This is a genomic window from Pseudoramibacter alactolyticus ATCC 23263 (genome assembly GCF_000185505.1).
Taxonomy (GTDB): domain Bacteria; phylum Bacillota; class Clostridia; order Eubacteriales; family Eubacteriaceae; genus Pseudoramibacter; species Pseudoramibacter alactolyticus.
In genome coordinates, this window is the sequence record NZ_GL622359.1 from 1,770,698 (window position 1) to 1,784,448 (window position 13,751).

The 13,751-nt window shown below is 51.4% G+C and carries 13 protein-coding genes and 1 pseudogene; 2 read left to right on the top strand and 12 right to left on the bottom strand.

The features are described 5' to 3' along the window. Window positions 1-3: 3 nt before the first annotated feature. From bioA to HMPREF0721_RS08545, 9 genes and pseudogenes are all read right to left on the bottom strand, one after another. Window positions 4-1,211 (bottom strand): annotated as a pseudogene (bioA, locus tag HMPREF0721_RS08500) (adenosylmethionine--8-amino-7-oxononanoate transaminase). Between the two features lie 15 nt (window positions 1,212-1,226). Then, window positions 1,227-1,910, bottom strand: coding sequence for a dethiobiotin synthase (gene bioD / locus HMPREF0721_RS08505; protein WP_006599294.1), 684 nt, complete (start codon window positions 1,908-1,910; stop codon window positions 1,227-1,229). After that, a complete protein-coding gene (gene bioB, locus HMPREF0721_RS08510; RefSeq protein WP_006599295.1) occupies window positions 1,903-2,871 on the bottom strand; it encodes a biotin synthase BioB in 969 nt (322 codons plus the stop codon). Before bioB ends, bioD begins: the two co-directional genes overlap by 8 nt. Window positions 2,872-2,881: 10 nt before the next feature. Next, window positions 2,882-3,436, bottom strand: a complete 555-nt coding sequence (locus HMPREF0721_RS08515; protein WP_006599296.1) for a biotin transporter BioY — start codon at window positions 3,434-3,436, stop codon at window positions 2,882-2,884. 13 nt (window positions 3,437-3,449) lie between these two features. Further along, window positions 3,450-4,424, bottom strand: a complete 975-nt coding sequence (locus HMPREF0721_RS08520) for a biotin--[acetyl-CoA-carboxylase] ligase (protein WP_006599297.1) — start codon at window positions 4,422-4,424, stop codon at window positions 3,450-3,452. Between the two features lie 311 nt (window positions 4,425-4,735). Then, window positions 4,736-6,376: an ABC1 kinase family protein gene (locus tag HMPREF0721_RS08525; protein WP_006599298.1), complete on the bottom strand. Its 1,641-nt coding sequence runs from the start codon at window positions 6,374-6,376 to the stop codon at window positions 4,736-4,738. Beyond that, on the bottom strand, window positions 6,366-6,734 hold the full coding sequence (locus HMPREF0721_RS08530; protein WP_006599299.1) for a phasin family protein: 369 nt from the start codon (window positions 6,732-6,734) through the stop codon (window positions 6,366-6,368). Before HMPREF0721_RS08530 ends, HMPREF0721_RS08525 begins: the two co-directional genes overlap by 11 nt. 62 nt (window positions 6,735-6,796) lie before the next feature. After that, complete coding sequence (locus tag HMPREF0721_RS08535) at window positions 6,797-7,273, bottom strand: methylated-DNA--[protein]-cysteine S-methyltransferase (protein WP_006599300.1); 477 nt, start codon at window positions 7,271-7,273, stop codon at window positions 6,797-6,799. 390 nt (window positions 7,274-7,663) lie between these two features. Beyond that, window positions 7,664-8,164: a QueT transporter family protein gene (locus tag HMPREF0721_RS08545; RefSeq protein ID WP_006599301.1), complete on the bottom strand. Its 501-nt coding sequence runs from the start codon at window positions 8,162-8,164 to the stop codon at window positions 7,664-7,666. A gap of 228 nt (window positions 8,165-8,392) precedes the next feature. Here HMPREF0721_RS08545 and mscL point away from each other — a divergent pair, with 228 nt between their 5' ends. Beyond that, entirely contained in the window at window positions 8,393-8,842 is a 450-nt protein-coding gene (mscL, locus tag HMPREF0721_RS08550) for a large conductance mechanosensitive channel protein MscL (protein ID WP_006599302.1), read from the top strand. Window positions 8,843-8,913: 71 nt separating this feature from the next. On the opposite strand, the gene HMPREF0721_RS08555 is transcribed toward mscL, so the two are convergent. From HMPREF0721_RS08555 to HMPREF0721_RS08565, 3 genes are all read right to left on the bottom strand, one after another. After that, a complete protein-coding gene (locus tag HMPREF0721_RS08555) occupies window positions 8,914-9,822 on the bottom strand; it encodes a helix-turn-helix domain-containing protein (protein ID WP_169310228.1) in 909 nt (302 codons plus the stop codon). Between the two features lie 164 nt (window positions 9,823-9,986). Next, window positions 9,987-11,021 carry an ATP-binding protein gene (locus tag HMPREF0721_RS08560; RefSeq protein ID WP_006599304.1) on the bottom strand — a complete coding sequence of 345 codons (1,035 nt, stop codon included), beginning with the start codon at window positions 11,019-11,021 and terminating at the stop codon, window positions 9,987-9,989. Beyond that, window positions 10,987-12,114, bottom strand: a complete 1,128-nt coding sequence (locus HMPREF0721_RS08565; RefSeq protein WP_006599305.1) for a DnaD domain protein — start codon at window positions 12,112-12,114, stop codon at window positions 10,987-10,989. The genes HMPREF0721_RS08560 and HMPREF0721_RS08565 overlap by 35 nt, the downstream gene beginning before the upstream one ends. 352 nt (window positions 12,115-12,466) lie before the next feature. Here HMPREF0721_RS08565 and HMPREF0721_RS08570 point away from each other — a divergent pair, with 352 nt between their 5' ends. Further along, complete coding sequence (locus HMPREF0721_RS08570; RefSeq protein WP_006599307.1) at window positions 12,467-13,750, top strand: UDP-N-acetylglucosamine 1-carboxyvinyltransferase; 1,284 nt, start codon at window positions 12,467-12,469, stop codon at window positions 13,748-13,750. Window position 13,751: the final 1 nt, after the last annotated feature.

Below are 13,751 nucleotides of genomic sequence, written 5' to 3' on the forward strand. Positions count from 1 at the left end.
CGATCAGCGTTTTTCAGAAAACCATTCCTTCATGGTACTCAAGACCTTAACCAGTTCCTTTTCTTTGATCACATAAGGCACCATCGCATACATATAATTCAGGAACGGGCGGGCTGAATACGCCGTGCTCATAGGCAAACTGCGGATAGCCCTTGATGGTGTCACTGTCGTATACTTCGATACAGACGCAGGCACCCATGATGCGTACCTCCTTGACTCTGGGATCGGAGAATCCGTTCATTTCTCTGCGGGTGATTTCTTCGATTCTGTGAATTTTGGACATATAATCCTGAATTTCAAACAGCTCAATGGATTTCAGTGTCACACTACAAGCCAGTGCATTTCCCATGAAGGTGGGACCGTGCATCAGCGCATGGGTGAAATTGTCATCATAAAAGCCTTCGTATACCTTACAATTGGCAACCGTGGCGGCGTGACCGATATAACCGCCGGTCAAAGCCTTGCCGAGAACCAGAATATCCGGCAGCACCAAATCGGCAACAAAGCGGTTGCCGGTGCGTCCAAAACCGGTAGCAATCTCGTCAAAAACAAGCAGCACGTCATACTGATCGCACAGCTCTCTGGCTCGTTTCAAGAAAGAGATGTCGTACATCCGCATACCCCCGGCCCCCTGAAGAAGTGGCTCCACAATAAAGCAGTTCAGTCGGTCGTGGTATTTGGCAAATGCCTGCTCCAACGCATCAATATGAGTAGGAATATGGATTACCCTTTTGTTTTCTCCGGATGCCTTCAGGATAAAATGGTATTCCTCATCATCGCCTACCTCCATGGTCTTGAAGGTGTCTCCGTGATAGGCGTGTTCCAGCGCCAGCACCATGGTACGCTGGGTTTCTTCCCGGTTCATGTAGTACTATAATGCCATTTTGAGGGCAACTTCCACCGCAACACTGCCGGAGTCGGAGAAAAAGCAATAGTTCAGATCACCGGGAAGAAAGCTTGCCAGCTTGTCGGAGAGCCTTTGAACCGGCTCATGGGTCAGACCGCCCAGCATCACATGGGCAAATTTTTCAAGCTGTGTTTCGATGGCCCGATTCAGTTCCGGGTAGTTTATAGCCGTGAATGACGCTCCACCAGGAGGAGATCGAATCAATCAGTTTCTGGCCTTCGGTATAGAGATAAACGCCCTCTGCATTGACAATTTTATAGGGTGCTTTCATGGTTTTCATTTGTTCGTATGGATACCAGATCATTTTCTTACCTCGCTTTTATTGATACAGTGATTCCAGCAGTTCAAACGGAATATCCAAATCGGTATCTCCGTCTTTGACGCAGGCCAGTACTTTTAATCCAGTCATGTACTCGCACATATCTTTGTTGTCCTCATGTAAACGGCTGCCGGGTTCATAGTGATTGAAAATAATGCCTTTGACATTCATGCTATGAGCTTTCATGTATTCTGCCGTCAGCACCACCGCATTGATGGTGCCTAAACCTGCGTCGGCAATAATCAGGCAAGGCAGATTTCGGGCTTTGATAAAGTCCTCCAATTGAATTTTTTGATTATCAAAGCGCAAAGGACAGAGAATTCCGCTGGAACCTTCCACGGTGACATAGTCGTAATGCCCGCAGACCTCATCAAAGCTCTGCAACACCTGCTCCATCTCCACGGGATTTCCCTCTATTTTAGAAGCCAGGTGGGGCGAAACAGCAATTTTATAAATATAGGGACACATTTCATCAAGGGGTTGTTCAATACCCGACATAGTTTTCACCTGCAAGGCATCGCCGGGAATCAGGCTGCCGTCTGTGCGGCGGTCGTTCCCGCTCATTGCCGCCTTGTAATATGCCGCTTTTTGATCGCTTTCCCGAAGTTTCTTTACAATTAATCCGGTTACATAGGTCTTGCCCACATCGGTATCAGTACCGGTAACAAAAATATTTTTACTCATTGCAGATTTTCACCTCGTATCCAAGTTCATTCAGAAGTTCCATATCGGTTTTCGTTGTTATTCCTGCCGTAGTCAGCATATAGCCGGAAATAGCGGCGTTCGCACCGGAGGTAAAGCAGCCTCTTCCCTTGTCGGGAAGCAGCCCTCTGCCGCCTGCAAGACGGATGGAAGCCGCGGGCAGAATAAAACGATATACCGCAACAATCCGGCGCATATCGTTGTCGGTAAGCCGTACATTATTTCCAAAAGGTGTGCCGGGAATGGGGTTCAGCATGTTGACAGGAACGCTTTCGACGCCCAATTCCCGAAGGGTCAAAGCCATATCAATTCTGTCCTCAACCGTTTCACCGAGGCCCATAATGCCGCCGCTGCAAACCGAAAGTCCCGCCGCCTGTGCTGCTTTTATCGCCTGCACTTTATCGTCAAAAATATGCGTGGTGCAGATATTGGGGAAGTTTCTTCGAGAGGTTTCTAAGTTGTTATGTACTCTTGTGACCCCGGCTTCTTTCAGCTTTCGAAACTGCTGCTCATTCAGCAGGCCAAAGGACACGCAGACGGAAATGCCGACTTTCTCCTTGATCTCCCGTACCGTTTCGCACATCTGATCCACTTCCGCATCGGACAAGCGCTTGCCTGAGGTAACGATGGAGTAGCGAAGAACGCCCTGGTCATGATTGGTTTGGGCCTGTTTCAGAATTTCTTCCGTTGGAAGCAGCGGGTACTGGGCAGCGCAGGCGTGATTGTGAGCGGACTGAGCGCAAAACTTACAGTTTTCCGAACAGTTTCCGCTTTTAGCATTGATAATCGTGCAAATGTCAAACTGATCGGCACAAAAATGCTGACGGATTGTATCGGCACTTTCGCACAGTTCGGAAAGCGGCTGCCCATACAGAAACAGCGCTTCTTCTCTGGTAATTTGATTTTCGCTCAACACTTTGTCAGTTATTGATGGTATATTCATAATCAAAATCTCACATTCCGACTTTTTTCATTATGGGGATCAGCCTTTTTCCAAGGAATGCTCCCAAAGTACACAGCATGATGTCCCCCGGCACCGCCAAAATAAAGCAGTACAGGAACAACGGCCATAAACCGATTGGATTTTTGAGATAGAAGTTACTCATCAGGTAGTAATAAACCATTCCGAATAAATAGACAATGCCAAGACCGATAAAGTTGGCAGCAAACAAACGCTTATAGCTGGGATTGGCAACCTCATTGGCGATGACACCAGTTATATAGGAAGCAACAACAAATCCGATAATATAGCCGAAGCTCGGTTTCAGCACATATGCTATTCCGCCGCCTTCTGCGAAGATGGGCAGTCCCAACAAGCCTGCTGCAATATATGCACTAACGGATATTGCTCCCAGCTTTCCGCCGAGCAACAATCCGGCCATCATTGTAAAGAGCAGCTGCAATGTAAACGGAACGACTGGAATTGGGATGCGAATAAAGGCACCAACGGCGATGAGCGCCACAAAAAGGGCGCAAAGAATCATGTCCCTTGTTTTCTGTGTTTTCATAAAATTCTCCTGTTTAGACGCGCACACTGATTTCGCCGGATGAGTAACATCCTTCTGTGCCGTCAGCGTATTTAACCAACAGGCGACAATGATCGTCTATGCCAAGCACAACGGCGTTTTTTGTTTCATTTGATGATAGCAAAGAAACTTCCTTGCCAATCACAAAACTGCGTTTGCGGTATTCTTCTATATATTTCGTCAGGCTGGGCGCAGTATAATACCCGTAAAACCGATTCAGAAATTCTGACACCAGGCGGTTCTTTGCATCGTTTGTATGCTCCTGAAAAACAGCTCCGGCTATGGATTCCAGTTCTTTGGGAAATCCATTATAGGGCTCATAAACATTGATGCCAACTCCCAGCACAGCAAAATCAAGCAGTCCACTTTCAAGGTCAAAAGACCCTTCTGTCAAAATACCGCAGACCTTTTTACCTCGGACAAAAATATCGTTTACCCATTTGATTTCTGCTTTTTCGCCGGATATTTCTTCGATGGCCACACATACGGCCGCCGCCGCCATTGTGGTGATCCGAACCGCCTGCTCCGACGAATAATTTTTCGGCCGAAGTAAAAGACTCAGATAGACGCCTGTATTTTTGGGTGAGAAAAAGCTGCGTCCGATCCGACCTCTGCCAGCAGTCTGCTCATTGGCAAGAATCATGTAACCTTCCGATGCACCGCTGTTTGCTTTTTCCTTCACCAGTGTGTTGGTAGAAACCGCAGATGGCAGGACAGAAATTTCCATATCCGCTATCTCGGAACGCGAGAATTTCAGGATTCCCGGCGCAGATACGATATCCGTTTGAGCAGAGAGGCTGTATCCCTTGTTGGTTACAGCATTGATCGCGTAGCCTTCGCTTTGCAGAGATTTCACCGCTTTCCAAACTGCAGCACGGGAAATGGACAGCTTCCGCGCAATATCCTCACCCGAAAAATAGGTGTCTCTATTGGCTTCAAACAATTCAAGTATTTTCTCCTTGGTAATCATTAAACATCCCCCTTTTTGAACACCGATAATTATACTATTGAAGTTTTAAATTGTCAACCTATTTTTAGTTATAGGTTTACGATAAAAGCGAACTTATTTTTAGATATATCAATTCCGTTAAAGAAGGTGAAAATCAGTCGGCTACCACTAAGAACGGCGACTTTCTCGACCGTCCATGTTCGGAATCTGTCTCCTTCCGTGCATAGAAAAACGGCCAGACATGAGGCTTTTTCACATCTGACCGTTTTTCTTTTTGCGCCGCTTAGAGGCTGTTCTTAAAAACCTTGTTTTCAATTCCTAAGTTCAACCATCTAAAACCGGCGTTTTTTGCGTTTGCGCTGACTGCGATAAATACTGATCAGGGTGGTGCTGCCCAGAATGATGGCGGCGAAAAAACCGATGAACCCCAGCAGCGGAATTCCCATAAACGTGGGCTTCATCCGGGTGGTGGCGATGAAGCTGGAGCCGATAAGCAGTGCCGCGGTGATGATGGCGGTGACCAATCGGTTGACCATGCGCTCCACTTTTTTGAGGGGTTCCTCACTGCCGATGAGCTCCAGGTTGACCTTGGACTGGCCCTTGAGGGTGGATTTGAGCAGATCTGCCAGATACACGGGGATGTCCAATACACTCTTGCCGGCCGCCGCCGAATTGTGGAGCAGATGCCGGGTGATCTGGCGGTAATCCACGTTCAGCGGGGATTTCTGGGCAACGTGTCGGGCCATCACCTCGATGATGCTGATGTCTGGATCGAGCATGGCGATCACACCTTCCATCGTCATTACCGAGCGGGCCAGCATCGTCACGCTGCGGGGCATCGCGATATGATGATAGGCGGCGATCTGCAGGGCTTTTTGCATCAGCTCGGACAGATTCATTTCCCCGATGTTGATGTTGCCGTATTCATCCATTAAGTCGGCCAGATCGGCGTAAAGCCGCGAATGGTTGATGGGCTGGCTGTGTTCGCCCAGATTGAGCAACATGGTTTTGAAGCCGTCCACATCCTTGGTGCCGACGGCGGCAATGGCGTCGCGGAACAAGTCGCAGTCCCGCCGGGACAAGGTGCCCATCATGCCCAGATCGATCCAGATGATCTTGCCTTCGTGAATGCGGATGTTCCCCGGATGGGGATCCGCGTGGAAAAAGGCGTCGTCGATCACCTGCTTGATGTAATTTTCGGCCAGTTTCTCAGCGATCTCTTTCAAGTCGTAGCCCTGCTCGGTCAGGGCGGCAATATCGTTGATGGCGATTCCTTTGACATCGCTCATCATCAGTACCTTGGAGGTGGTGAAATGGTGAAAAATCTTTGGGCTGCCGACATAAGCAATGCCGGCGTTATCGGCGGCGAAGTGCTCGGCGTTTTGGGCTTCAATCAAGAAATCCATTTCCTGTTTGGCCGCGTTCCAGATTTCGGCAAGCACCGCCTTGAAATCGATGACGTCGCCGGTGGGGGAAAACCGCTGAATCAGCCCGGTGAGGCGCTCCAGAATGGCCATATCGATCGCCATGGTTTCATAGGCGTCGGGGCGCTGCACCTTGATGGCCACTTCGGTGCCGTCGCGCATGACGGCGCGGTGCACCTGGGCGATGGAGGCGGAACCCAGCGGGGTGTGATCGATGGACGCAAAAAGAACCTTCGCCCGTTCCCCATAGGCATGCTCAATTTCCGAAACAATGGTGGCAAAAGGCAAAGGTTTCACATCGGTTCTGAGTTTTTCTAATTCGTCGCAATAGCCTTTGGGCAAAATATCTTGGCGCATGGACAGAATTTGCCCGAGTTTAACAAAGGTAGGCCCGAGATCTTCAATGATCGCCCGCAATTTGACCGGTGTGATCCCTTTGGTGATCTCATGACGGGAGAGAATGGCCATGATTTCCCGCAGACGCCGGTGCCGGTAGCTACGCTGACGGCGGCCGGATACCTGCGGGACGACCGATTCTTTATTTGGCATCGCTGTCTGTGTTGGCAGCAGCCGCGTCCCCGGGGACTTCGCTGGCTGCAATTTTATCCTTTAATGCCTGGAGATCTTCCGGTGATAGGTTATCCACAGACTTCATCAAATCGTTGAGACTGACCTTGCCTTGGAAGCGATCCTTGGTGGCCTGAACCTTTTCCTTGGCGGTCTGCATGCCGTCTTTCACATTTCGCCTGAGCTCTTCGTTCATCACCTTGCCCTGTTCGACGGTGATTTCTCCTTTTTCAACACAGTAATTGATGAGCTGTTCGGCCTTTTCGGCGGTGACAGCTGCGGCACCGACACCGGCGAGCACGATTTTTTTCAGTTCTTCTCCGAAATTAATGTTAGCCATGATTTTTCCTCCTTAAATGGATGCTGTTTCTGTTGACTGGAAGCGTCAATCCAATCCAAGCATTAAAAGTTGCGCAAATTTTTTCGTTCAAGATCCAATAAATCTTTTTTGATCTCAACGCCGCCGGCATAGCCAGTGAGCAGGCCACTGGTGGCGATCACCCGGTGGCAGGGAATGATAATCTGCAGCGGATTTTTGTTGTTGGCACGCCCGACTGCCCGCGGCGCCGTCGGATTGTCGATGGCGTTGGCAATATCCTGATACGTTTGAATTTCACCGTACGGGATGGTTCTGAGGACCTTCCACACCTTTTTTTGAAATGCCGTTCCCAAGGCGTTGATCGACAGATTGAATGTTTGGCGCTTGCCGTCAAAATATTCTGCCAGCTGACTTTTGGCTTCTTCCAAAATAGGACGGGTCTCCGTCTCCGGCTTTGTTTTGTCTTCTACCCATTTGCAACGAAGCAGCACATCCTCTGTGGATTCCAGCAGCAAAAGACCAAAAGGTGCTTCGTAATAGGCAATGTAGCGATCGGCCATTTCCCCATAACCTCCTTAGTTCTGATCAAGACGTTTCCATATTTATTGTAATTGTTCTGGTAAAAAATAGCAAGCGGTTGCATTAGAATAACAATATAAATTTGATTTGCAGGGTAAAAAGATCGAAAAAGGCGGATTAAAAAACTGAATTTAAAATGAAAAAGACAAAAAATAAAACAGACACCGGATCTCGGTGCCTGGTTCACACCCGACTGGGCGTTGCGATTGAAATGGCGGGGGTAGCAGGATTCGAACCTGCGCATGATGGAGTCAGAGTCCATTGCCTTACCGCTTGGCGATACCCCTGCGAAGAACAGATATTATTTTACCTGTCTCCCGGGCCTTTGTCAAGGCCATCTTGATGAAAAATGCTCCCTTCGGATCAAGTTTTTACGAAACTTTTTTTGGGGATTTAAAGATCACGCGGGCGTATTTCTTGAGCGCAAAATATAAAATTAATCCGAGCATCCCGCAGGAGAGCGCTTCCCCAATGCCTACGGTGAGCATCATGAGCGGAATGGGCAGCGGTGTGCCGTAAGCGTATTTAAGGACCGGCGGCACGACGATCATATTGGCAAGAATTGGCGGCAGCGGCCCGAGAATCGGCTTGTGCCTGCGCAGCCGGTAGGTGCCGACGGCGCCGATCAGTGTGGCCAGGCTGCCGAAGAGGATGTCCGGCAGCATCGCGCCGCCTAAAATATTGCCGATCAGACAGCCGACGAAAAGGCCGGGTACCGCCGCCGGGGTGAACAGTGGCAGAATGGTCAGCGCTTCGGAAACGCGCACCTGGATTTCCCCGAAGGATACGGCCTGAAAGATTAGGGTCAGGGCGACATAAATCGCAGCGATCATTGCCGCCTGCACGAGAAGGGACAGTTTTTGGGTTTGCATATTTTTTTGTCTCCTTTAGTTTTGTTTTATGTGAGGAAGGTCTCGAACTCACAACGCACCTCATTATAGCAAGACATTATTCACAACGCAAGCTTTTGTACATAAGCTTTGTGGCGGATCTCCTTTCTTTTAAAAGGATTCAAAATAAATTGGGTTTCTCATTTTCAAAGATTTATGGGTGTGATAGAATGAGGCTGAATTTTTTGAAATTTTAAAAAGGAGTTTTAAATGAAGAAAACAAAAGGCTTTTTCTCGGAGTTCAAAGAATTTTTATCCCGCGGCAATGTGATGGATCTGGCCATTGGTTTGATCATCGGTTCGGCTTTTACGGCCATTGTGACCTCTTTAAATAACGATATCATCTCCCCTCTCCTCGGGTTGTTTGGCGGCGTGGATTTCTCTAATTTGATGGTGAAGATCGGGGGGAATGCCAATTCTCCGGTCATCAAATACGGCAATTTCATCACGGCGGTGATTAATTTTCTCATCACCGGCCTTGTGCTGTTCGTCATCATTAAAATTGTCAGCCATGCGGCCAATAAGCTGCCCCTCATCGGCGATGACGAAGTGGCAGAACCCACCACTAAAACCTGTCCCTATTGTAAAAGCGAAATTGATGTCACGGCGACCCGTTGTCCCCACTGCACCTCTCAGCTGGGGGAACACACAGCAGCGTAAAATAAAAAGCTTCGCCTGAAGAGAATCTCTTCGAGCGAAGCTTTTTTGCGTTTTAACGAGTTAAAAGACATTTAATTGGCGTCTGAATTTTCTATTTTTTCTCTGAGATAGCGGCTGTAGAGAGCCATCGCCGGACGATAGGCCAAAACAGCTGCGATTAAAATGATCGTAAACCAGAAATAGCCCCCGAAGACCCACCAGTCAGCGGCCAAAATAAGAGCCAGTGCCAGCGCATATTCCCGGCGGAAGAAAACCGTGCGGCGGCGCAGGGCCTTTGCGGCCGGATCGTAACGCTTTTCTTCCAGTAAAGTTTTAAAAGCGGCGTGGATGACTGTCACCTCGGTGATCAGTCCCGCGCCGACGGCCAAACCACCGACGATGACAAGGGTGATGAGATCGAACTGCGACAGCAGGATGGTGAACCATCCGTTTAGATGGCCGCTTATGGCGAGGATTAAAAAGGCCGCGGCGCAGATCACGACGCCGGCGGTCAGTTTGGCGTTGCGTCCCGGCAGTCCCTGCTGCTGGCGTTCTTTGACCATGCCGGCGACGCCATAGGCCGGCTCGATGGGCTGCCGGAGCAGGTGATCATAATTTTTTAGGTTCAAATGGGCGATGACGAACAGCCCGATGGCCCAGGCCACGCAGATCACAATCCCGAGGTTAAAAGCAGGGCTGATCGAGCTGAGAGAACCGAAAATAAAGGCGGCGATCAGCAGGCCGACGCCCCAGGCATGCTGGCGGGCGCGGCGCTGACTGAGGGATAAAAAGGCATTGGCCTCCTCCATACTGACGACGTGTGCCGGTTCCCCCTGCTGCACGCTTTCAGCCGGGACGGGCTTCACGAGATTCGGATCTTCGATTTCCTCCCGCAGCAGAAAATCGGTGGAGACGGCGAAAACCTCGGCGAGTTTGATAATTTTGTCGAGACTGGGCACCATCTGCATGCTTTCCCATTTGGAGATGGACTGACGCGACACGCCGAGTTGTTCGGCCAGCTCATCCTGGGATCAGCCCTTCTGTTTGCGCAGGGCGATGATTTTATCGGCAAGTAACATGGCTTTTCTCCTAAAGTTGTTTTTGATCATCGATCGATACCTTTATTCTAAAAGGTGCATTGAAACGAAGCCGGATAGCACACGCGTCAATTTGACAACTTAGGGTTGCAATCGGCGGTTGCGGCGTTGTTTTGGACCGATTGCCGCTTTTTAATCAGGCGGATATCGTCTCCCCAGAAGGGAACGATCTGAAAGTAGCCGCTGATACGGGAGGCAAGGCGCTTGCTGTATTGCTGCTGGATGGCCTTTACCCCCAGATTGGAGGAAATGATCATTTTCTGGCCGGCGAGCATCCGCCCGTTGATGATCTCGAACAATTGATCGTCGCTGAAGGCCGTGCGGTACTCGGCGCCGAGATCGTCGATGATGAGCAAATCGCAGTCGAAAAGGCCGTCATAAATGCGGGAGATCCCGCCTTGCTCCGATTTTAAATTCTCCCGGACCAAATCGATGAGGTGCTGGGCCGTGGTGTAAATAACCCGATAACCCTTGGCGATGAGTGCGCCGGCCACACAATTGGACAAAAAGGTTTTGCCGAGCCCCGGTGCGCCGGTGAATAAAAGGCTTTGATGGATCACATCGAAGCGCGTACAGTAATTCTTGATGATTTGATAAACGACGGCCATGTTTTCCCGGGGGCTGGGTCGGTCACCGACGCGCGCGTCGGGATAAAAATCGAGGCGGAAGGTGTCGAAGTTTTCAGACAGGGCCCGGGGCGTTAAATCATAGCGGGAAAAGGCGGCGGCTGTGAGTGCTTTTCGCAGACAGGCGCAGGGCTTTCCCCCGACATAGCCAGTGTCGCGGCAGCGCTCGCACAGATAATGGACGGCAAGGTCCCGCGGGTCGATGGCGTTGGCGGCGAGAAAAGCATCGCGTTCTTCGGCGATGGCCGCCAGGGCCTCGGCGTAATGGGCGTCGGCTTCGGGATTTTGTTCAAGGCGCTCGCGCACCAGACGGGTGCCGGCCGCGCTTTGCGCCCGTTTAAAATCGGCCAGAGCGGGATAGCGGGCCTCAAGCCCTGCGATGCGCTGATGCTCTTCAAAAAGATGGCGGGCCCGATGGTTCAGAAAATCCTGGATCAGGCTGTCAATGCGCCGGTTTGGTGTCGTTTTGGTTGTCATTGTAGAGCCTCCTCAAGTTTTCGATATCGTGTTCGGTGATTTCATCCATCAGGGCTTCTCGGCGCTTGGTATCGGCGGCCTCCTCGGGAGCCATCGGCACCGGCTGGCGCCGTTTATGATGATGGGCGGCCGCCTCGGCTTCAACCGCTTCGAGGGTGGTGATCTGCTGTTCGTGCCAGCGTTTTAAAATCCCGTCGATGTATTTCAGATTGGGGGTGTTGGTGCGGTCCATGGCGGCCTGGACCAGCTCGATGCCGTTGCCGTAATCGTCAAACCATTTGTCGATCATCTTTTTCTCCCATTGCATAGGTCCGCGGTGAATGCCCAGGTACTTCAGCACATCGTAGTAGCGCTTTTGCCGGTCGCTGGATTCGCGTTTGACGCGTTCGGCGTCCTCGAAGGTGATGACCCCGGCGCGGTGCCAGTTGTCGGCGACGGCATCCATGTAGTGAAACATTTGTTTCTGAGAGAAGGGAGTGTCCTTGCTGGCGATGATGGTGAGGGTGTATTCGGCCAGAACCACCACGGCTTCGGGATCAAAATGGTAATCCTTCACGTAGGTGCTTAAGGTCATTGTGCCGGAACGGGACAAGGGCTCGCTGCCCAACATGGCCTGCACCTTGGCGTACATATCGGCGATGCGGGCCTCGTCCGGATTCTTGGGCGCCGGGTCTGCCGGCCAGTCGGCCATTGAGAGCTGGCCCTTGGGCACGGCGCCTTTCACCGCTTGTTTTTTGGCGGGCCTCGGCTTCGGCCCGTTGAGGATCAGCGCCGGAATATTAAAGAATTGCACGTCGGCCTGGCCGTCGGCGCCGTAGGTCACAGAGAGGATGCCCTGCTCCTGCCAGTAGGCCCAGGCCTTGCGCACATCGCCTTCTGTCATGTGCAGCTCCTGGGAGAGGGAGCTGTCGTCCACCGGGATAGCGCTTTGGCCAAAGCAAAGCTTAAGTCCGTACAGATAAACCTTGACGTAATCGCCGTGGGCCTGGGGCATATAAAGATTGATGAAGGCATTCTCCACCGGGGTGATGCCGAGATTGTCATTGCCGCTTTCAAAACTGAAGCGCGTGGCTTTGGTATGGTTCGATTGCATGGTGTTTCCTCGTCGTGTGTCGCGTTTTCGTCCTCCGCGCGGCGAAGGTCTGATTCAAAAAAGACCGCCGCGGATTCTTTTCGTATTATATCATAGCCGACCGGCCTTCGGCAGCGCATTCGAAAAAAGCGCCGCGATCAGGGAATCTTTAACTTTGTAACGAACTCGTAAAACCTGAAGGCAAAGCGGCCGGATTCTTGCCATCGGTCAATCTTGTGATATAATAATCCAAATTGAGCCCGGATCGAAAGGCGCATCAACCGGCTCGCAAAATCAATCAAAAACCAATCTGAAAAGCAGGCGGCCCGGATGCTGCCATGATCATGAAGAGAAGATAAATCGAGAGGATACGATGGATAAATTAATCATCAACGGGGGCGTTCCCCTTCAGGGCGAAGTGAAGATTACCGGTGCGAAAAATGCCGTGCTGGGACTCATTCCGGCGGCGATCCTCAGCCGCAACGTCATCGTGATGGACAATGTGCCCCAGATCAACGACGTCCAGAAAATGGTCAATATCTTAAGAAAGCTCGGTGTGCGCATCGACAGCGAAGGCGATGTGCTCACCATTGACGCCAGGGAAAAAATCTCCCATGACTGCTCTCCCTATCAGGACCAGACCGGCAGGATGCGCGCGTCCTATTATTTGCTCGGCGCACTGCTCGGGCGCTATCATGAAGCGATCGTTCCCCTGCCCGGCGGCTGCAACATCGGCGACCGCCCCATCGACCAGCACATCAAGGGGTTCGAAGCCCTGGGCGCCAAGGTCGTGATTGAGCACGGCCAGGTGAAAATGAAAGCCGACCGTCTGGTGGGCACGGATATTTATCTGGACGTGGTTTCCGTCGGGGCGACCATCAATATCATGCTGGCGGCGGTGCTGGCCGAGGGCAAAACGGTGATTGAAAACGTGGCGAAGGAGCCCCACATTGTGGACGTGGCCAACTTTCTCAACAAAATGGGCGCCAATATCAAAGGTGCCGGCACAGATACCATCCGCATCCGCGGCGTTGAAAAGCTGGGCAGCTGCTCCTATTCGGTGGTACCGGATCAGATTACGGCAGGTACCTACATGATGGCCGCGGCGGCCACCGGCGGGAATGTGCTGGTTTCCGGCGTTATTCCCAAACACATGGAATCGGTCACGGCCAAATTAAGGGAAATGGGTGCCGAAGTCACGGTGGAGGGCGACGGCCTGCGGGTGAAAAACAACAAGGAACGGCTCAAGGCCTGCCGCATTAAAACCCTGCCCTATCCCGGCTTTCCCACGGATCTGCAGCAACCGATGGCCGTGCTGATGGCCATCGCCGAGGGCAACAGCATGATTCAGGAAAGCATCTTCGAAAATCGCTTTAAATACGTGGATGAGCTGCGCAAGATGGGCGCGAACATCACCATCAGCGGGCGCATTGCGAATATCACCGGCGTGCCGAAGCTTTCCGGCACCAAAATCGTATCGACCGATCTGCGGGCCGGGGCGGCCATGGTGATTGCCGCGTTGGTGGCGGAGGGCGAATCCGAGGTGACCGGCCTCCAATACATCGACCGTGGCTACGAAAATCTCGAGGGGAATTTCCGAGATCTCGGTGCCCGCATTCGCCGGGTGCCCATGGATCTTGCGGAATTGGATATTTAAA